We start from the raw sequence: 20,749 nt of genomic DNA, 5'->3' as shown, positions 1-20,749 counted from the left end.
CCATGTTGAAGGCACCGACCCGGCCCCCGCCCACCTGGAGCTTCCTCAGCTCGGACTCGGCACCGGAATCCGGCCCGATCGCCTTCGGGAACGATCTGAGCCCCCAGGCACTGATCGACTCCTACCGAAAGGGCCTGTACCCCTTCCCCTCCCCCTCGATCGAGCAGACCCTCGTCAACGAAGTGAGCTTCGAGTCCGAGGTCACCGCCGGTCGGATCGGGCTGCTCCCAGGATCCACCGACCCCTACTCCGTGGCGTGGCACTGCCCGGACCCCCGCCCCGTCATCCCGGCCGTCGGCCATCGTCCGCAGAAGAGCATGCGGTCGTGGCTGCGCGACCGGACCGAATGGCACACCACAGTCGACACCCGCTTCGAGGAAGTGGTTCACCGGTGCCGGGAGAACCGTCCTCGGCAGTGGTTGACCGACGGCCTCCTGTCCTCCCTCGTTCGCCTCCACGACTGCGGTTACGCACACAGTGTCGAGGTCTGGGACGGCGATGAGCTCGTGGGCGGAGTGTTCGGGCTGCGTATCGGCGGGGTCTTCAGCGCCGACTCGCAGTTCACCCGGCGAGCGGGCGCGGGCAAGGTCGCCGTCTGGGACCTGGTGCGCAGGTTCGCGGGCGCCGGCGGTCAGGCCGTCGACGTGCAGCACGACGGCGGCTACGTCCGTTTGCTGGGCGCCCGACCCATGCGTCGCAGGCAGTACCTGTCCCTGCTCCGCGACCACTGTGTGACCGATCCGCTGCCCTCGGCGCGATTTCCGGTGAGCAGGCTCGCCGCCCCCGGCACTGACCCCACGGGGGCCTCATGACCACGGCCGCCGAACCCCGGGCGATCACCCTCGCGGAACGCCCGGAGCTGACCGAGGCCGTACTGACGATGGAGTCGTCCTGGCCTCCCTACATCAACCCCGACCCGCTCCTGGTCCACTGGGCCTTCCACCGGTACCCCGACCACCAACTCGCGGTCCTGGACGAAAGCGGCGAGGTGGTCGCGCGCGCCGTCGGCGTCCCCCTCTCCTGGAGCGGTGACCCCGAAGAGCTGCCCGACACGGGCTGGGACCAGGCTCTCCGGCAGTGCCTGACCGACACCTACACCGGACGCGACCTCGACACTCTGTGCGCTCTGGAGGTCTCCGTGGACCCGGCGCACCGCGCACGCGACCTGTCCGGCATCACCCTTCGGGCGTTCACCGCGCACGCCCGGCGCACCGGCCACCGAGACGTCGTGGTCCCGGTCCGCCCGAGCCGCAAGCACGACCACCCGACGATGCCGATGGGGCAGTACACCCGCCTCACACGGGACGACGGCCTCCCCGTGGACCCGTGGTTGCGCGTCCACGTGCGAGCAGGCGGCCAGATCCTGAAGGTGTGCCCGGCCTCGATGACGATCTCCGCCGGACTCGACCAGTGGCGTTCGTGGACGGGGCTGCCCTTCGACACCGACGGCCCCCTGGAGGTACCCGGCGCGCTGACCCCCGTGACCGTCTCGGTCGAGCACGACCACGCCGTCTACGTCGAACCCAACGTCTGGGTGCGCCACCCCTTGGCGGACACCACCGAACCTTCCCGGTAACGACCGGTACAACGGTCCCCGAAAGAGCTGAGAGAGGCCATGAGCGAGAAGACCGAGCGGATGGAACTGCGGACATCCCTGATCGAGCTGATCGGCGGCTACATGACATCACACGCCCTGGGTGTGATGGCGGAGCTCGGTGTCGCCGACCACATTGGCGACGAGCCCCGCACGAGCGTGGAACTCGCTGAGACCACCGGTGTCCACGAGCTCTCCCTGCGGCGGCTGCTGCGCATGCTGGCTACGGTCGGCGTCACCACCGAGCCGGAACCCGGCACCTTTGGCCTGACCTCCGTCGGGCGGCAGCTGCGCACTGATTCCCCCGACTCCTTGCGCTCCTTCACCCGCATGTTCTGCCACCCCCTCCTCTTCTCCAACTGGCAGAGCCTGGAGAGTGCGATCCGCACCGGTGAGAGCCGTTTCGAAACCGACCACGGTACCGGCTTCTACTCCTACGTCGCCCAGAAGCCAGAGCTGAACGCCCTGTTCAACGAAGCGATGAGCGAGGAGTCGAGGATCGCCGCCGAGGAGTTGGCGACGGGATACGACTTCTCCGGTGCCGGGAAAGTGGTCGATCTGGGCGGCGGCGACGGCACCCTCTTGGCGTCGATCCTGACCGCCAACCCGCACCTGGAGGGGATCGTCTTCGACAGCCCCAGCGGTGTGGAAGGCGCGGAGGAGACCCTGCGCAAGGTCGGCCTGGAAGACCGCGCTGAGGTTCGACCCGGCGACTTCTTCCGGGACATCCCCACGGACGGCGACCTCTACATCATCAAGAGCGTCCTCCAGGACTGGAACGACGACGACTCCATCGCGCTGCTGCGCTCCTGCCGTATCCAGCTGCCAGCATCGGCGACCCTGCTCATCGTCGGTTCGGTGCTCCCGGACACGGCCACCGACGCCGGAGCCGTCATGTTCTTCACCGATCTGAACATGCTCATCAACACCGGGGGACGCGAGCGCACCGAGAGCGAGTTCAGGGCGATGTTCGCGGAGGCCGGCTTCACCATCGAGTCGGTGGAGCTCGGCGCGTCAGGGCCGCTGTCCGTCATCCGAGCCGTTCCCGCCACCGCGTAGCGGATCCACGCCCCCGCCCCCCACCTCGGAGATGATGATGACCACGCACGTCGATCACGCCCAAGAGGGACCGGACGCCGTGACCCGCTCCCCGTCCTTCGGCGCGGACCTGTTCCGCGGCCGGGCCCGCCTCGGCGACCTCGGTACCGACCCCGCCGAGACCGCCCCGCTCCCCGCACACGAAGAGAGGTTCCTCTCCAGGCTCCGCTCGTTCTGCGAGAACGAGGTGGACGGTCATCTGATCGAGCGGCGGGACTCGGTCCCTGACTCGGTGATACGTGGATTGGCGGACCTCGGTGCCCTGGCCATCCGGATTCCCGAGGAGTACGGAGGGCTGGGGCTGTCCGTCACGTGTTACTACCAGGCGCTGGCGATGGTCAACGGCGCCCACTCCGCGTTGGGCGAGCTGGTGGCGGCTCACCAGTCCATCGGCGTACCGCAGCCGGTCGCCCTGTTCGGCACACCAGAGCAGAAAAAGGCGTTCCTGCCGCGATGTGTTCGCGGGATCTCCGCCTTCGCCCTCACCGAACCGGACGTCGGCAACGACCCTTTCCGGATCCGCACGACGGCGGTTCCGGATCCGGTGGCGGGGGCCTACACCCTGGACGGGGTGAAGTCGTGGGTGACCAACGGCGTCGTCGCGGACCTGCTCATGGTCCTGGCCCGGGTACCGGCCTCCGAAACCGGCCCCGGTGGGCTGACCACCTTCGTGGTGGACGCCGACGCACCGGGCGTCACGGTGGAGCACCGGAGCTCCTTCCTGGGCCTGCGCGGTCTGGAGAACGGTGTGATCCGGCTGCGAGGGGTGCGGTTGGGCGTGCAAGACCGCGTCGGGGACGAGGGCGCCGGGCTGGAGGTCGCCCTCGCCGCCCAGGACACGGGGCGTCTGTCCCTTCCAGCTGTCTGTGCCGGCGCGGCCAGGTGGAGCCTCTACGTCGCTCGCCGGTGGGCCGGGGAACGCCACCAGTGGGGGCGCCCGATCGGTGAGCACGACGGCGTGGCCTGCAAGCTGGCGGACATGGCGGCGACCACGTTCGCCTTGGAGGCCATGGTGGAGATCGGCGGCCGCAGGGCTGACCTGGGCCTCGACACGGGGCTGGACGCCGAACTCGCCAAGCTCTTCGCGTCCGAGCAGACGTGGCGCATCGTGGACGAGTTGGTGCAGATCCGCGGCGGACGAGGCTACGAGACCGCCGAGTCCGCCGCGGCCAGGGGGGAGCGCGGGGTGCCTGTGGAACGGCTGTTCCGTGACCTGCGCGTGGGCAGGATCTTCGACGGTTCGACCGAAGCGCTGCGCTCCTTCATCGCCCAGGACGTGTTCGAACAGCTCGCGGCGGAGGGGCCGCTGCCCACCGCCGCGAGGGCGGACACCGGCGCGGGGCCCGCCCGTGTACTCGACGAGCACCGCCGTTTCATCGAGGAGACGGCCAGCCTGCTCCCCGCTCTGATGGCGAAGGAACGCGGTGCGGGGGGCACGGACTCCCCCGGGCGCTCATCGGGACGGATCGTCGATGTCGGCGCGGAACTGTACGCCATGAGCGTCAGCTGCGCCTACGCGACGGCCCGCACCGGAACTGACGGGACGGCCCCGGAACTCGCTGACTCCTTCTGCCGCCGGGCGCGGCGCAGGATCGCGGACGCCCTGGCTGCTCTGGGGGACAACGACGACGCCCACGACCGGGAGCTGGCCCACCGGGTGCTCACGGGACGCTATCCGTGGTTGGAGGACGGGGTGATCGACCCGTCCATCGAGGGGCCGTGGGTCGCCGACGTCGCAGCGAAACCTCCGAAGGGCCCGAATCTGCGCCGCAGGGTGCTGTTGGGCGGATCAGACGGGCCGGTCGGCCCCGCGCGAGGAGGGACCGACGATGACCGCTGACGTGGCCACGCTCGTCGCCGACGCACGGCGCCGGATCCAGGCCCGGGCGGACCGGGACCGCTTCGTCCCCATGCTGGAGGCCGAGAGGGTCCCGACGGCGTCACTGCGGGACCTGGCCGGCGCCCTGTACCACCTCGTGAGCAGCGATATGCGGAGTTTCTCGTTCCTGGCCTCGCGTTTCCCCGAAGGCCCCGCGGGCGAACTCTTCGCGACCATGGCGGAGGGGGAGAAGGAGGCTCTGAGGCTCCTCTTCGACTTCGCCGCGGTTCTGGACCTGGACGAGGCCGATCTGCGCGCCCATGAACCGGCGCCGGAGAGCCACGCGTATCCGGCCTGCCTGGCACGCGCGGCCCTGTCGGGCGGCCGTGGTGACGTACCCCTGGCGTTGATCGTGAACCATGAGGAGTCGGGACGGACCTATGCCCGGGTCGCGCGGGCCCTGTCCACGCGGTACGGGATGTCCGATGACCAGCTCGGGCACTTCCACTTCTTCGCGCACACGCCTCCGGATCTGGTCGACCAGGCGGTGGCCACCGTGGAGGACGGTTTGTCCAGGGGGGAGGATCCGACCAGCCCAGTGCGGCTGGCGCACCTGGTCCACGGCTGCGAGACCATGTTCTGGAACGCGCTGGTCCCCGAGCGTGGGCGGCCCTGGGCCGCCCACCCGGGCGGCTGAGCGCCGTTCAATCCGAGGGGGACCCGAATCCGGGCACCTCCACCCTTCGGTCGACACGGTCCTCAGCCCATGTTCGGGTATCGACCAGCCACCAGCGGCTCACTCGCAGGAGGTAGAGCCGATGGGGCGCCTGACCGCGCAGCGCGGAGGAGGGCAGGGCCCATCGTTCGCGTTCGCCGGGGTCGGGGAAGACCGACGTGTAGAAGAACGACTGATAACGGTCCAGGTCGTGGGTGACCTCTTCGCACTCGCCGGTGAACTGCGCACCGTCGATGGTCGCGGGGAAGGTCCCCGCCGTGTCGGCGACGAACAGGGAACCGCTGACCAGACGCGAGGCGGCGATGTCGCGGCCGTGGCGGGAAGCGGTCGCGGAGCCGAACACGAGTCGCAGTGGATCCGCGAGCCAGGCGTATTCGAGCGTGGCCGCCCAGGGACCCTCCGAGGGAGAGGCGGTCGCCAGGGTGAAGTAGCGGGCCCGGTTCAACAGGTTCCGGCTGCGTGCGACCAGGTCCTGCGGGTCCGGGGACACAGTGTCGCGAAGCGTCGGGGCTTTTCTGTCCGTCACGGCTTCCTTCTGGGTCGATGGCGGGTCGATGGGCCGGGTTGTTCTCGCTGACCCACGGCGCGGAGCCCGCGGGACCCGGCACCACTCGCCGGGCCCCGCAGGCCCTGTTCGTCAGCGGTCGAGGAACACGGGGAGGCTGGTCACCCCGTTGCCGATGAATGTGGGTTCGGCCGGGATCTGTTCCGGCGTGACGGCGAGATCCATGCGGGGGAAGCGCTGAAAGAGCGCCTCCAAGGCGATTTCCGCCTCCAGACGGGCCAGACGTGACCCCGGACAGAAGTGCGCTCCCAGTCCGAAGGCCAGGTGGTCCTTGTCGGCCCGGTCTATGTCGAACCGCTCCGGCTCGTCGTGGACCTGCGGGTCCCGGCCGTGTGCGCCGTAGCAGATCAGGATGGCGTCACCGGCACCGATGACGACGCCTTCGCCCAAGTCGATGTCCTCGGTCGCCCAGCGCATCGGCAGGTGCATCACGGGGCAGTGGACCCGCAGGGACTCCTCGATGGCCTCCGGCCACCGCGTGGGGTCCTTGAGCAGCACGTCCCGCTGTTCGGGGCGGGTGAGCAGTTCGCGCACCGTGTGGTCGATCAGGTTGATGGTGGTGGTGCTGCCTCCACCGATCATCAGCAGCAGGGTGGAGATCAGTTCGTGTTCTGTGAGCGGGTCCGCCCCCTCCTCACGCGCGGCCAGCAGAAAGCTGGTCAGGTCCTCCCCCGGGATTTCACGCTTGGTGGCGATGAGGGTCCGCATCGAGGCGACCAGGGCCTCGTTGACCGCCAGGGACTCCTCCTCGGTGACCCCGGTCTTGCCCACGGCCCTGAACAGGCTCAGCACCCCGGGTCTTTGACCGTCCGGAACTCCGAACAGGTCACAGATGTACTCGGTCGGCACGCGGTAGGAGAACTCGGTGTGCAGATCGACCGCCGTACCCGGCTCGTGGGATTCGAGTTCGTCGAGCAAGGAGTCGATCAGGGCACGGACCTGGCTCTTCATCGCCGCTACACGACGCGGACTGAACGCGGGTGTGATCAGCTTGCGGAGCCGGAGGTGTTCCTTGCCCTCGGCCGTGGCCATGGAGTCGACATCGACCCACGGAGACAGCCAGGGCACGGAACCGGGCTGGTACGACGGAATGTTCTTCTTGAGGTTGCGGGACACCCCGGGGTGGGTGAGCAGGAGTCGGGCCACGTCGCCTCGGGTAACGGACCAGGCCGCTACGCCTTCGGGAAGCTGGACGGGTGTGGCCGGCCCCATGGAGCGCAGCCGGCCGACCTCCGCGTACATGCACTGACCGCCCTCGTTGCCGAGTGTCGTGCTGGGAGGAACGCTGAACGGAAGAGGGGGCGCTTCGCCGGAGGCCGGTTTCGTGGGCTCCGGGGTGGACGGGTCGGTTTCGCGCATGGATGTGACTCTCCTTCCAGGACGGTGACGGCTGCTCTTGCGGGCCGGATCTGGCACGAGGACGGTGAGGCGGTCCTGAGCCGCAGAGGCGACGCGGCGCAGCGTCCGTATCGGTGTCGAGGCCGCGGGTGAAGCCGATTCGGGCTGTGCCCGCCACCCCGGTGCCCGCCGTGCCGGAAGTTCGTGGCCGAAGGGCCGCGCCGACGACGCCGTCACCGGCGACGTGCACGGCATCCTCGGTCACGCCCCAGGAACGGAGCCGAACATCGGACCGCGTTACCGGGCGGCGCCGAAACCGGCGGTGACGGGGGTCCGGCCGTGGGGAGGGACCGTGGCGGTCCGGGTCCACAGCGTCCGAGCGCCGGCGGGGGACAAGATCCGGGGCCGTGGGGGAACTGCCAGGGCCCGGGCGGTGGGCGGCGTGAACGGAAACCCCCTGTCAGCTTCGCCCCGGACAGTGGCCGGAGAGAACGACTCGCAAGCGCAGGCACAAGCCCAGGATGCGAAGCGGCACGGCGAGTTCCGCGGAACCGGAGCCGCAGAAGGAGTTGCAGGAGGTCACAGACCTTGTCGGATCACTCATACCCGAAGGATACCCTCCAAGGGTATAAATCGAACGTCGGGCGGGAGGATTATCCCCGACGCGCGCAACCTGCTCCCACGCCGAGAACCCCGGCGCTGTCGGGCGACCGTGCCCGTTGGGGCGCTCCACCGCCGGGACCGTCGCGCGGGCACCAGGACGAGGGTGCTTGGAGCTTGGTCTCCGCCGCCTGCACAAGGCCTCGGTCAGGCGTGGAAGGGCTCACCGGTGACCCGGTGGTCAGCGTGGGAGAGCCCTTCGTCGACCAGGCGGCGCAAGTGCCCGTCGGGCAGGGAGTAGACGACCTGCCGGCCATGGCGTCGGCGCGTCACCAGCCCGAAAGCGTACAGCTTGGCCAGGTGCTGGCTGACCGAGGTGCGTGAGGCACCAGAGGCTTCCACCAAGGTGGTGACGTCCGCCTCCCCTCGGGACAGAGTCCACAACAGGTGCAGCCGTGTGGGCTCGGCGAGCATGGCGAACGTCTCGGCGGCTGTGGTGAGCCTGTCGAGGTCAGGGGCTCGACCATGGTGTCCCACACGCGGGATTTTCCCGTTCTCGGCCGGCATCCGGATCCCTTCGGGCAGCGGTCTTGGGCCCCGCTCAGTCGTCGACGGACTGACGGCCGGGCCTGGGCCAGCGGCGGTGCAGATCGTCGATGACCAGGGCATGAGCGTGTTCGCCGTCCCGAGCACGGCCCTCGCGCAGATGCGGGTGGTCCGCGAGCAGGCCGGTGTGGACGTGTGCGACCAGGCCGGGTTCGCCCGAACGCCACAGGTGGACCGCGGCACCGCTCGAGGCCAGTGCCAGGGCGGCGAAGAGCGCCAAGGTTACCGGAAGGCCCAGGAGAACGCCGAGCCAACCAGCCGCGGGATAAGTGATGAGGAAGCAGGCGTGCGAGAGCGAGAACTGCGCCGCGAACATCGCGGGGCGGTCCTCCTCCGCGCAAGAGCGGCGGAGCAGCCTGGCGGCGGGGGTGAGGATCATGGACGTGCCCGTTCCCATGAGGAACCAGAGTGCCAGCATCACGGGCCACATGACGGACGGCGGCAGCCACGGTACCGTCGCCGCACCGGCCGCCAGAGTGGCGGCCAACAGGAATCCGGCGGGGAGCATGACCGTCCGGTCGGGGACCCGGTCCAACAGACGAGGCAGGGCCAGGGCGACCAGCATGGATCCGGCGCCGTAGCAGGCCAGGGCGATCGCGACGTCCTCCTGGCCTCGTCCGAGCAGGTCGCGCACGGCCACGATGGTGTTGACGATGACCACGGCGGTCGCGGCGGCCACGACCATGTTCAGGCCCAACAGGGCGCGAAGGCGCGGGGTGGCCAGGAAGATCCTGGTGCCCAGGGTGGTCTCCTGCCGGAAACTCCGCTTGCGCTCCTTGCGCCGCGGCTTGGGCAGGGTGGCCGAGAGGACCAGGAACGCGGAGGCCGCGAAGCCCGCGACCGTCCCGGTGAACAGGCCCTGGTAGGTGGTCACCAACAGCAGGCCAGCGGCGACGGTGGGGCTCAGCAGGTTCTCCAGGTCGTAGGCCAGGCGTGAGAGCGACAGGGCGCGTGTGTATTCACGCTCGTCGGGCAGCACGTCGGGGATGGTGGCCTGGAAGACGGGGGTGAAGGCGGCCGATGATGCCTGAAGCACCAGGATGAACAGGTAGACCTGCCACACCGCGTCGACGAAGGGCAGGCACAGGGCCGCGGAGGCGCGCAGCAGGTCGGCCGCGACCAGGAAGGCACGCCGTGGCAGCCGACTGGCCAAGGCCCCGACCACGGGGCCCACGCTGACGTAGGCCACCATCTTGATGGTCATCGCGGTTCCCAGGACGGACCCGGCGTCAGCTCCGGCGAGGTCGTAGGCCAGAAGGGACAGGGCGACCGTCGCCAGGCCCGTTCCCAGCAAAGCGATCACTTGGGCCGTGAACAACCGCCGGTAGGTGCGGTCGCGCAACACACTGAGCATGGTGGGACACCTTCCCCGCGGCGGAGCAGGACAGCAGCAACCATACGTTAAGTGCGCAAGTGCGCACATGACAATACCCGTTGTCGGACAGACAGCCTTTCCTGGCGGCGCACGACGGCGGCGGCCCAGCCGAGGGCCGAAAAGGCGGGACGCGGGCGGGCTGCCACGTCCGCGTCCCGCACCTCACGGGGCGTCCGAGCGGGCGGGGACGCACCCCAGGGCGACCGCGGTGGCCCCGGCCAGCAGCGGCACCACGGCCAGAGCCCAGAACCCGGCGTGCGCTCCGGTCGCGGCGGCGACCACCACGGTCGAGGCCAGCTGCACGAGGGCACCGAGCAGGTAGATCCGGGCCATCCCCACCCCGCGAGTCCGGGAATCGTGAACGCGGAGACGAGCGAGCCCAGGCACAGCGGGAGCAGCGCGAACCCGGTCCCCAGCGGGGACATGTGGTGGGCGTTCTGTAGGTAGTTGCTCGCCAGGTACAGCGCCCCGAGCATGAGCGTGGCCGCCAGCAGCAGTCCGGATCCGGCCCACGCGTAGGCGCGGTCGCGCAGCGGGAAGACCGGCAGCAGAGGGTCGTCGTCGCGGACCCCGTGCCGTACGAGCAGAGCGATGAGCGTGGCCGAGGCTGCGAGCGAGACCCGCGGCCACGGCCGCTACCATCGAGGTCGCCGCCGCTCCTCCCCACGCGTCCAGCGCGGTCGCCACCGCGGGGGCGGGCACCCGCGGCGATGCCGGACCGCCGCCGGGCAGGCCGGACACCACCCCCATCCTCCGAAAGAACTGCTCATGACCACCGCGTTCGACCCGATCGACCTGGGCGGCGTCCGCCTGGCCAACCGCATCGCCATGGCACCGATGACCCGCAGCCGAGCACACGGTCCGGGGTCCACCGTGACGGAGCTGACGGCCACCTACTACGCGCAGCGCGCGGGTGCCGGCCTGATCATCACCGAGGGCGTCCAGCCATCGGTGGTCGGCCAGGGCTACCCCGACACCCCGGGCCTGCACTCCGCGGCACAGGTCGATGCCTGGCGGCGGGTCACCGACGCGGTCCACGCCGAGGGCGGGAGGATCTTCGCCCAGCTGATGCACACGGGCCGGATCGGCCACCCAGCTCTGCTGCCCGACGGCCTGGTCCCTGTGGGGCCCTCCCCTGTCGCGGCGAAGGGTCGGGTGTTCACTCACCAGGGCCCTCGGGACTTCGTCACGCCGAGGGAACTGAGCCCGGACGAGATCGACGAAACGATCGCCGACTTCACCGGCGCGGCGCGCAACGCGATCTCCGCAGGATTCGACGGGGTGGAGGTCCACGGCGCGAACGGCTACCTCATCCACCAGTTCCTCGCCCCCAACGCCAACCGGCGCACCGACGGCTGGGGAGGCTCGGTCTCCGGCCGGGTACGCCTCGGCATCGAGGTGGCCGAGCGCGTCTCGGACGCGATCGGAGCGCACCGGACCGGCTTTCGGATCTCGCCCGGCAACCCCTTCAACGACATCGCCGAGACCGACCCCGCAGACGTCGAGGACACCTACACCGCTCTGGTGGCCGGTCTGGCCCGCCTGGACCTGGCCTACCTCCACATGATCGAGGGCCCTGACCGCGACCTGACGCACAGGCTGCGCGAGGACTGGCCCGGCGTGTTCGTCCTCAACCCGTTCACCCACCCCGAGCACACCGGTCCGGACGCCCCCGACCTGGTCCGGGACGGCATCGCGGACGTGGTCACCTTCGGAACACTGTTCCTGGCCAATCCCGACCTGCCCGCCCGCCTCGCGGCCGGCGGCCCGTTCAACACGCCCGACCGGGCCACCTTCTACGGCGGCGACCACCGCGGCTACACCGACTATCCCCGCCTGCGACAGGCTCGGTAGGAGCGCACCCGCCATCGCGGCGCCCCCCACAGGCCGGGAAGGCCCCTCCGGCCCTCCCGGCCCCGCCCGATGCCCCGGGCAAAGCGACTGAACCCGTGGTGTCCGCGCGGGTGGAGGCGTCGGACCGCCCGCCGGACATGTGCGGGTGGAGGAGCCGCGCACGCCCCTGCGCCCCACCGCACCCCGATAGCACCGCCGCGCGAGGCAGGCGCAAGGAACGGGTCCTGGACCCCGCACGCGCTGACCCCCGGGCCCGGCGGGTCCCCCGCCGGGCCCGGGGCCCGCACGGCGCGGCCCGCCAGTGCCCTTCACCCCGCCACAGGCCAGCCTCCTCCCGCGCGGCTCGTCCCGGTCGGCCGGGCCCTCCCAGCGGGTCCCGAACGTCGCCGAACCGCGTTCGGGGACGGCGGCCGCCCCCTGCCATCCCGACGCTATCGATGTGCAAGACGTCCTTCGGATGATCGTGTGTGCATTCCACGCCGAAGGAGCGTGGCGCGGGGTCCTCCACGACGAGGAGAACGCGTCGCGCCGCCGCCAGAGACACCGAGCCTCGTGAGCAGGGGACGACAGCCATGCAGCAGGCAGAGCCCAGGGACCAGCCGCCGGACGTTTCCGGTTCCGACGGGGAGACGGACCCCGTCTGGGAGAGCCGCCCACGACTTCGACACGACGTCCTGTTCGCCGATACCGGGGCCGGGGTACTACTCCGGCACGCCGACGCCAGCTTCGTCGTCAAGGGACGCGCGGCATACCGCTTCTTCTCCGCCCTGGCCCCCTTCCTCACCGGCGAGGTCACCGTCGCGGAGCTGGCCGAGGCGATTCCCCAGCAACAGCGGCCGATGCTGCGCAGCCTCATGGGCACTCTGCTCGAACGCGGCTTCGCGCGCGATTCCCAGCCCTCCCCCGAGAACACGCTGGACGAGGGGACCAGGTCCCGGTTCCAGCGCCAGATCGACTACGTCGAGCACTACGCCGACGGTGCGGAGGAGCGGTTCGCGCGCTTTCGCGACCTGCGGGTGCTCGTCGTCGGGGACGGTCCGATCGCTGAGTGGGCCGCGCTCGGCCTGGTCCGCAACGGCGCGGCGGTCGTCGACACGGCGGGCGGCACCGCGCTCGCGGACGCGCTCCTGACCGAGGCCGACCGCCTGAAGGCGGACGGCTGCCCGGTCGAGCTGCGCGCCACCGACCTCTCCCCGTCCACGCTGACCGGAGAGGACCTCTCCGGGTACGGACTCGTCCTGTTCGCCGCGGGCGACCGGTCCCTGCCGGACGTGTGGAGGCTGTGCGCGAACGGCGACACGCCGCCCCTGCTGCCCGCGGTGGTTCTCGACGGCCGCGCGGTGGTCGGCCCGCTCAGCGCGCACAGCACGGACTCCTGCTGGATCTGCGCCGTCCTGCGCTACACCGAGGCCGCCGACGACGCGGCGGCGGCCCGGATCTGGCGCCGCCTCCAGATCGACGACGGACGCCCGGAGGACATCCGGGTGTCCGATCCGCAGGCGGCGATGATCGGCAACGCCCTCGCCTTCGAGGCGTTCCGCTGGGCGACGGGGGTGCTGGAGGGCGAAACCCTCGAAGCGGCCCTCATCCAGGACCTGCGCACCCTCGACAGTTCCTCCGAGAGGGTCCTGCCCCACCCGTCCTGCCCGAACCGCCACGGGACCGGCGTCGACCCCCGGCCGGTGCCGGCGCTGACCGAGATCGACGCCGAGCCCGAGGACGAAGACTCCGTGGGCGAGGCGTACCGGGCCGCCGAGTCCCTGGTCGGCGTCCGGCTGGGCCTCATCCAGGACCACCTGGACCTGGACCTGCCGCAGTCTCCCCTGAAGGTGAGCAGGGTCGGCTTCGCGGGACACGGCCGAGACGGCCTGAGGGTCGCACGGGCGGACCTGCACACCACTCTCCGGGCGCGTCTGCGGACGATGCGCGCCGCGGCCCTGCGCCACGTCGGCGCGGGTGCCGTCAGCGTTCCCCCGGCCGGGGCGACGGCACCGGTCCGGTTGGACGCCGCCCGGATCGCCACGGCCACCGGGGTACCCGACCCGTCGCCCTCGGTGTCACTCGCGCACGGCGTCGGACTGGTCGACCGCGTCGTCTACCAGGTGCCCGTCGCCGCCGTTCACCCCTTTTCGAGCTTCAACTCCGGCGGAGTGTTCGAACGGACCGTCGCGGGCGAGGGCGCGGGCTCCACGGCCGCCCACGCGGTCCATTCCGCCCTGTTCGGCGCGGGCGCCTTCGACGCTCTGCGGGAGGCGGTCTCGGGCCGCCCCGCCGTGCGGATCGAGCCGCCCAGGCCCCCGAACGGGAGCGAACTGGAGTTCCTGACCAGCGTCGCCGCGACGATGGACCTGGAGGTGGAGCTGCTTCGGCTCACCGGCCCGGTCCCCGCGGTCATCGCCCGCCAGTCGGAGGGAACCTCCTGGGCACTGGGGTACGGCGCCTCCCCGACGGAGGCCGTGACCGCGGCACTGCGCGATCTGGTGGCCCGCGTCCAACTCGCGGACGGCGGTGTTCCGGACGGGGAGACGGTCGACACATGGCTGGAGGCCCTCGATCCGCGCTCCCTCGTGCTCGACGACCAGGTTTCGCGGGACGCGCTGGATGAGGAGCCCACCACGCCCGCGCAGGTGTGCGAGGCCCTGTCCCGGGACGGCCGGGACGCCGTCGTCGTCCCCACCAGCACGTCCGACCTGGAGCGCTGCGGTGTCCACACCGTCAGGGTGCTGTTCACGGTGACGGACGAGACCTCTCCGGACGACGCGGCCCAATGACGGGAACGGCGGAACGGCGGCACATGAACGGCGAGGCGACCGCGGGGGAGGACCCGTTGGAGTGGACGCGGGCGCGGTTGGAGGAGGCCCTGCGCGGGTCCCGGACCGCCTCCGCGTCCGGGATGGACGTCGCGGTGCGCACTCTGGGCGAACGCGATCTCCTGTGGGAGCCGCACGCACGGTGGTGGGAGGGCCTCGACGGGGACTCCCCCCTGCTCCCGGTCCTGCTCCACGACCGGTCCGTGCTGGTCGGACCGGTCCGGCGGGCCCCGGCCCTGGCCTCCGGCTGCCTCGTGTGCCTGGCGCGCAGGTGGCAGCAGCTGCGCCCGGACGAGTACCGGGACACGCTGGAGAAGGGTTCCCGGATGCGGGCACGGCACCCGTCCCCGTACCTGACCGGATTCGCGGTCGACGCGGTTCGCTCGTTGGTCGAGGCGCTCTCGTCCGACGGGTTCCCGGACGCGACCGACGACGGCGGCAACCCGTACGTCTACCGCCTGGACCTGACGGACCTGCGGGTCGGCCGCCACCCCCTGGTCCCCGACGCGCACTGCCCGGCCTGCTCAGGCTTCACCCCCGACGGGCCCGGGAACACCGTGGCGGGGCTGCGTCCGCGCCCCAAGCCCTCCGCTGACGCTATGCGCGTGCGGTCGGTGTCCGAGTACCGGATCTCCGAGGCCGCCCTGGCCAACCCCGTGTGCGGGGTCCTCGCGGCGCGGGGCGTACTGCGGCTCGAGAACACCACGACCGCTCCGGCGGTGGGATACGCGTCCGTGCGCGGCTCGGGCTACCTGCACGCGTCCTACTGGGGCGGCCACGCCGACACCTACCGCGACAGTCTCCGCCTCGGCCTGCTGGAGGGGCTGGAGCGGTCAGCGGGTCTCGCGCCGAGGAGGTACGGACCCACGGTCAGGGGTTCCCTCCGCGAGCTCGCGGCGGACGCGCTCGACCCCCGGAGGCTGGGAACCTACGACAGCGTCTTCTACGAGCACAACCCCGACTACCAGCCCTTCACGGAGGACACCCGGCTGACCTGGTTCTGGGGGTACTCCCTGGGAGAGCGCCGCCCGGTGCTCGTTCCCGAGGTCTCGGTCTACTACCACGGGCTCGGAGGCGACCGGAAGATCGTCCAGGAGTGCTCCAACGGGTGTGCGACCGGGGGCAGCGAGGAGGAGGCGATCCTGCACGGGCTCTTCGAGCGCGTCGAGCGGGATGCCTTCCTCCTGGCCTGGTACGGGCGGTTCCCGCTGACCGAGATCGACGCCGACAGCTGGGAGTCCCCGTCGATCCGGTGGATGGTACGGCGGCTCGCGATGTACGGGTACCGCGCGCGGTTCTTCGACGCCCGTGTGGCCTTCGCCATCCCTGTCGTGGTCTGCGTCGCCGAGCGCGAGGACGGCGGCCCGGGAACCCTCTGCTTCGGCGCGGGGGCCAGCCTGGACCCCGAGTCCGCGGCGGACTCGGCACTACGCGAGGTGGCCTTCGAGGTTCCCAACGCCGAGGCCTACGCCACGCACTCGCGGGAGCGGCTGCTCGGAATGGCCGCCGACTTCCGGCGCGTGCGGGAGCTGGCGGACCACCCACGGCTGTACGGGCTGCCCGAGATGCGCCGCCACGCGGACCACCTCCTGGGGCCCCGCGGTGCCCCCCGGACGACCGCCCCCGCGGACCGGGTCTATCGGGAGTGGTACCGGGACCGGCCACGCCACGACGACCTCACCGACGACCTGCGCTACTGCCGGGACGAGCTCGCCGAAGCCGGAATCGACTGCGTGGCGGTGGACCAGACGTCCCCCGAACAGCTCCAGAGCGGTGTGCACACGGTGTGTGTGCTGACTCCCGGACTCCTGCCGATCGACTTCGGCTGGGACCGGCAGCGCGCGCTCCTCATGCCGAGGATCGGCCGGGTCGCACGGGAGCGCGGCTGGCCCCGGTCCCGCGTCGAGGAGGCCCTGGACGCCGCCGTGCCCCACCCGTTCCCGTGACCCGTCCGCGGTGCGCCCGCCACGTACACAGCCAGGAGGAGCCTGCCATGACAGCAGTGGATACCTACGTCGACGCCATCGTGCGTCGGGCGAGGGAACCCATGGAGCCACGGGGGTTCGAACCCGACTGGGGCGACCAGCCCCGTCGGCACAAGTACTACCCGACGGCACCGCACCACCCGCTGCCGTCCGCCGAACCCCTGACCGGGACCGTCCGCGGCGGTCTGACCACCGGAGGCGAGGGCGAGGGGGCCTGGTCCCTGCCGGAGCTCGCCTCCCTGCTCCGCGACTCCTACGGTCTGACCGGTCGGCGCCTCGCCGTGCACGGAAACCCCGACCTGCGGGGAATGCCGTGGTTTCCGTCGGCCACCTGGTCGCGGGGCGTGGCCTCCGGCGGCGGTCTCTACCCGCTGGAGGTCTACTGGGTCACCGGGGCCTCCGGTCCCCTGACTCCCGGGGTCTACAGCTACAGCACCCCGCACCACTCCATGCAGAGGCTGCTAGCGGGCGACGTCACCTCCGAGGTACGCGCGGCGCTGCCCGAGGAGGCCGGGGACACCGACCAGTACCTGCTGGTCAGCGTCAAGTTCTGGAAGAACTCCTTCAAGTACAACAGCTTCTCCTACCACGCCGTCACCATGGACGTGGGCACGCTGATCGGTTCGTGGCGCATCGCGGCCCGCGCGGCCGGGCTCGCGTTCAGTCCCCGTTTCTGGTTCGACGAACCGGAGCTGGACCGGCTGCTGGGCCTGGACCCGCAGGACGAGAGCGTCATGGCCGTCGTACCCCTGCCCTGGGCGGGGAGCTCCCCGCCGTCCGACGGAGTTCCGGCGGGACGGCCCTCGGTCTCGGCCCCGGAGTCCGAGCGCTCGCGTGAGGTCGTCCGCTTCCCCCAGTGGTCCGGGGTCCACCGGGAGATCTTGTCGTCGCGACGGGAGGAGCCCGGTGACGACGAGCTCGCGGACGCCCGCGCGCTGCCCCCGACCCCCTCCATGTCCCCCCGGCCCCTGCCGTCCCCGCACCCGCTCGACGTCCCCGTCACGACCGCGCTGCGGGAGCGGCGCAGCAGCTTCGGGAGGTTCAGCGCGAACCAGCCGCTGGCGCAACGCGACCTGTCGACGATCCTGTCGGCGGCGAGCGACGCGTCGGGTCTGCTCAACGGGGTGGGCCTCAGCCGCCTCTCCGTGTTCGCCAACCACGTCGCCGACCTGCCCGCGGGGAGCTACGACTTCGCTCCGCAGGAGGGGGAGCTGCGGCCCGTGCACGAGCAGTACGTGGCTGACTTCCTACAGCGCAACTACTTCCTGAACAACTACAACCTGGAGCAGTGCGCCGCCGTGATCACGGTGGTCGCCCGCCCCAAGGCGGCGACGGCGGCGGTGGGGCCGCGCGGCTACCGCCTGGTGAACGCCGAGGTCGGCGCGGTCACGCAGAGCGCGTACCTGGCCTGTGCGGCGCTCGGTGTCGGCTGCGGCGCGGCCCTCGGGTTCGACAACGTCTCGTACCAGGAGGAGCTGGGGATCACCGACGAGGCCGAGTGGCCGCTGCTGATCCTGATGATCGGCCACGAGCGCGGCGGCCAACCGGAGTTCGTGTACCGAAATGTCTGACGCAATCGACGGTGGAGTCTCAATGACCGAGAACGCGACGGCGGCGCCGGCCCGGCCGCTGGTCGAGGACGGCTGGACCAACACGGACGTGTTCATGCTCAGGGTGGGCGGGCTGCCGTGGTCGGCCGTACAGCCGCTCTCCTGCGACACGACGGCCGAGTGGGCGACCTCGGCCCTGAGCAGCGAGGCCGGACTGCGGGACCGGGCCCAGCCGGTCAGCGACATGATCGGCCCCCTGGTGACGGAGTACGACAACGACGCCCGGCGGGTGCTCCTGTCCCTGCGGCGGGACATCTACAACTTCCGGGTCCCCCGGAACCGGTCCCGGCTCGCCCCGGTGCTGGAGCGGTTGCCAGGCGCCGTGCGCGAGGCGGTCGGCGGCTGGATCGAGGAGCGGGAGGCGCTGGAGCGGCAGCTGGCCGAGGGCGACGCGCTCCTCGCCGACGAGCTGTCCCGCCAGCGCGACCACCTCAGGGAGCTCGCGGACGACCCCAGGCTCCGGCACGGGCTCCTGCTCGCGTCGCCCTCCCTGGAGCGGTACCTGCCCGCCTACCTCGACGCCGCTCCCGGCCCCCTGCCCAAACGCGCGCGCAAGATCGAGCGCTCGCTCCTGGAGTACGTGTTCCGCACGGCCTGCAAGACCAGCCCGTTCAGCAGCCTGACCACTGTGGCGGCCGGGACGTTCGGTTCGCTGGGGGGCCGGCCGCTGAGCGCGAACCCGCACGGCCTCACTGGACGCAGCCACGTCAGGGTGAACATGGGCGCGCTCGGCAGGCTCGCCTCAGCCGCCAGCGACGACTGGGACCGGCTCACCGACCTGCCCGTGGTCCTGTCCTCGGGACACAGCCTGGACCGCGAGCGGGTCCGGTACGTGCGCCGCACCAAGTCCAACGGTGACGCCGACGACCCCGTCGCCTTCGAGTCGCTGCGCGAGGAGCTCTTCTTCATCTCGCACAGCGGACTCCTCAACGAGGTCATGGAGGTCCTGGAGGGTGAGCCCGGCATGCGCCTGGGGGAACTCCTGGACCGGTTGGCCGCCCCCGGGGACAGGAAGCGCGAGGAGCTGCGCACCTACCTCCAGGCCCTGATCAGGTTGAGCCTGCTGACGCTGCCGAGCCTGGACATCGACATCCACAGCGACGACCCGCTCCGGTCCTTCCGCGACGGCCTGGCCTCGCTCGACCGCTCGTGGGCGGACACGCTCGTGAAGGAGCTCGACCAGGTCGACGAACTCGTCGCGGCCTACCCCGGTGCCGGGACGGACGAACGCCGCGGTCTGCGCGACGCGGTCCACGCCTCGCTGAGCAGGGCACTGGAATCGCTCGACCCGGACTCCGCGCCGATCCCCGCGGGGGTGCTCTACGAGGACGTCTCCCTGCCCGAGCTCGACGTTCGCGCCGACAGGGAGCTCTGGGACGACACGCTCCTGCGCGACCTGCGCAAGCTCACCGGCATCCTGCCGCTGTTCGACATGCTGCTCCCGCACCGGCTCGTCCTGCTCGGTTTCTTCCGCGCGCGCTACGGGGACGAGGGGGCCTGCGACGACGTCCTGAAGTTCGTCCACGAGTTCCACCTGGACATCTACGACCAGTTCCTCCAGGCCAGCGCCCGGCGCAAGGACTTCGACGAGCAGGGCGACTACGTCCCCCTGGACAACTGGCTGCGCATGCCGGAGATCGACGCCCTCAACGACGCGCGCACGGAGCTGATCGGCCGCATGCGCGGGGCGTACGCGGCGCTGCCCGACCCCGACGGGGAACTCGTCCTCGACGACGACTTCATGGAGTCCGTCGCCGAGCGGCTGCCCCCGGCGGTCCACCAGCTCGACTCGCGCAGCTTCTTCCTCCAGGCCGCCATGCGGGAGGACCGGGCGCTGGGTGTGGTCAACCGCTCCTACAGCGGCCTGACGCTGCTGTACTCGCGTTTCCTGCACTGCTTCCAGCAGACGCGGGAACCGGCGCTCGTCGACGAACTCCGGGAGACCCTGTCCCGGGTGTGCCCGGAGGACGCGGTCCTCGCCGAGCTGACGGGGGGATACGACAGCACCAACCTCAACCTGCACCCGCCCGTCACCGAGTTCGAGATCGTCTGCCCCGGTGAGTCCAGCTCACGCCCCGACGCGGAGTGCATCCGGGTCGAGGAGCTCCAGATCCGGCACAGCGCCGGGAAGGGCCTGTACCTGTACTGCCCTCGGATCGACCGCACCGTGGTCCCGGTGTACCTGGGCTTCCTCATGCCCCTGGCGCTCCCGGAGGTACAGCGGGCGCTGCTCCTTTTCTCCCCCACGGCGATGGCCCCGCTGGACCTGTGGCAGGGCACCGACAAACCCCTTGGCGACGCACCGATCGGCGGCCACCCCCGGGTGCGCTACCGCGACCTGGTCCTCGCCAGGCACACGTGGAAGATGACGCCCTCCCACCTGCCGCGCAGGGAGAAGGGACAGGGGGACGCCGACTGGTTCCTGTCCTGGCAGCGCTGGCGCAAGGAGAACGGGCTCCCCCGGAGGGTGTTCGCCGCCGTCGACTCGGGGCGGGGCGGCGAGGGCGACGACGCCGGGGAGAACGAGGCCACGCACCCGACGAAGCCCCAGTACGTGGACTTCGACAGTTTCTTCTCACTGCAGCTGCTGGACTACATGACCTCCGGCGCGGAGCGGCGCGTGGTGATGACCGAGATGCTCCCCGGCCCCGACGAACTGTGGCTGCGGGGAGAGGACGGCGCGTACGTCACCGAGCAGACCGTGGAGATCACCAGGACTCCGAGGGCCGGGTCCGACCGACGCGAAGGCGAGGCGTGAA

15 protein-coding genes are annotated in these 20,749 nt (G+C 71.1%); 10 read left to right on the top strand and 5 right to left on the bottom strand.

Annotated features, from left to right (window positions below):
- Window positions 1–2 precede the first annotated feature (2 nt).
- The 5 genes from AC0T5L_RS11250 to AC0T5L_RS11230 are packed head-to-tail and all read left to right on the top strand — an operon-like array spanning window position 3 to window position 5,208.
- On the top strand, window positions 3–812 hold the full coding sequence (locus AC0T5L_RS11250; RefSeq protein WP_476165366.1) for a leucyl/phenylalanyl-tRNA--protein transferase: 810 nt from the start codon (window positions 3–5) through the stop codon (window positions 810–812).
- Window positions 809–1,576 (top strand): N-acetyltransferase, encoded by a 768-nt coding sequence (locus tag AC0T5L_RS11245; protein ID WP_476165365.1) that lies wholly within the window; start codon window positions 809–811, stop codon window positions 1,574–1,576. Before AC0T5L_RS11250 ends, AC0T5L_RS11245 begins: the two co-directional genes overlap by 4 nt.
- A 39-nt stretch (window positions 1,577–1,615) precedes the next feature.
- Entirely contained in the window at window positions 1,616–2,653 is a 1,038-nt protein-coding gene (locus tag AC0T5L_RS11240; protein WP_476165364.1) for a methyltransferase, read from the top strand.
- Window positions 2,654–2,690: 37 nt separating this feature from the next.
- On the top strand, window positions 2,691–4,532 hold the full coding sequence (locus AC0T5L_RS11235; RefSeq protein WP_476165363.1) for an acyl-CoA dehydrogenase family protein: 1,842 nt from the start codon (window positions 2,691–2,693) through the stop codon (window positions 4,530–4,532).
- Window positions 4,522–5,208: a hypothetical protein gene (locus tag AC0T5L_RS11230; RefSeq protein WP_476165362.1), complete on the top strand. Its 687-nt coding sequence runs from the start codon at window positions 4,522–4,524 to the stop codon at window positions 5,206–5,208. Before AC0T5L_RS11235 ends, AC0T5L_RS11230 begins: the two co-directional genes overlap by 11 nt.
- Window positions 5,209–5,215: 7 nt before the next feature.
- On the opposite strand, the gene AC0T5L_RS11225 is transcribed toward AC0T5L_RS11230, so the two are convergent.
- The 5 genes from AC0T5L_RS11225 to AC0T5L_RS11205 form a co-directional block, all read right to left on the bottom strand.
- Complete coding sequence (locus AC0T5L_RS11225; protein ID WP_476165361.1) at window positions 5,216–5,773, bottom strand: pyridoxamine 5'-phosphate oxidase family protein; 558 nt, start codon at window positions 5,771–5,773, stop codon at window positions 5,216–5,218.
- Between the two features lie 111 nt (window positions 5,774–5,884).
- Window positions 5,885–7,171, bottom strand: a complete 1,287-nt coding sequence (locus AC0T5L_RS11220) for a cytochrome P450 family protein (RefSeq protein WP_476165360.1) — start codon at window positions 7,169–7,171, stop codon at window positions 5,885–5,887.
- 786 nt (window positions 7,172–7,957) lie between these two features.
- Window positions 7,958–8,287, bottom strand: coding sequence for an ArsR/SmtB family transcription factor (locus AC0T5L_RS11215; RefSeq protein ID WP_476165359.1), 330 nt, complete (start codon window positions 8,285–8,287; stop codon window positions 7,958–7,960).
- Window positions 8,288–8,351: 64 nt separating this feature from the next.
- Window positions 8,352–9,710 carry an MFS transporter gene (locus tag AC0T5L_RS11210; RefSeq protein ID WP_476165358.1) on the bottom strand — a complete coding sequence of 453 codons (1,359 nt, stop codon included), beginning with the start codon at window positions 9,708–9,710 and terminating at the stop codon, window positions 8,352–8,354.
- A gap of 183 nt (window positions 9,711–9,893) precedes the next feature.
- Window positions 9,894–10,064, bottom strand: a complete 171-nt coding sequence (locus AC0T5L_RS11205) for a hypothetical protein (RefSeq protein ID WP_476165357.1) — start codon at window positions 10,062–10,064, stop codon at window positions 9,894–9,896.
- A gap of 435 nt (window positions 10,065–10,499) precedes the next feature.
- Between AC0T5L_RS11205 and AC0T5L_RS11200 the strand changes: the two genes are divergently transcribed.
- The 5 genes from AC0T5L_RS11200 (at window position 10,500) to AC0T5L_RS11180 (ending at window position 20,748) form a co-directional block, all read left to right on the top strand.
- Window positions 10,500–11,585, top strand: a complete 1,086-nt coding sequence (locus AC0T5L_RS11200; protein WP_476165356.1) for an alkene reductase — start codon at window positions 10,500–10,502, stop codon at window positions 11,583–11,585.
- 572 nt (window positions 11,586–12,157) lie between these two features.
- Window positions 12,158–14,356, top strand: a complete 2,199-nt coding sequence (locus tag AC0T5L_RS11195) for a TOMM precursor leader peptide-binding protein (protein ID WP_476165355.1) — start codon at window positions 12,158–12,160, stop codon at window positions 14,354–14,356.
- Window positions 14,357–14,379: 23 nt separating this feature from the next.
- On the top strand, window positions 14,380–16,341 hold the full coding sequence (locus tag AC0T5L_RS11190; protein ID WP_476165354.1) for a TOMM precursor leader peptide-binding protein: 1,962 nt from the start codon (window positions 14,380–14,382) through the stop codon (window positions 16,339–16,341).
- A 47-nt stretch (window positions 16,342–16,388) separates the two neighbouring features.
- Window positions 16,389–17,951 (top strand): nitroreductase family protein, encoded by a 1,563-nt coding sequence (locus AC0T5L_RS11185; protein ID WP_476165353.1) that lies wholly within the window; start codon window positions 16,389–16,391, stop codon window positions 17,949–17,951.
- A gap of 22 nt (window positions 17,952–17,973) precedes the next feature.
- Window positions 17,974–20,748 (top strand): lantibiotic dehydratase, encoded by a 2,775-nt coding sequence (locus AC0T5L_RS11180; protein WP_476165352.1) that lies wholly within the window; start codon window positions 17,974–17,976, stop codon window positions 20,746–20,748.
- Window position 20,749 lies beyond the last annotated feature (1 nt).

Source organism: Nocardiopsis sp. TRM 82005 (assembly GCF_056312425.1).
This window is presented reverse-complemented; position numbering and strand designations above follow the sequence as displayed.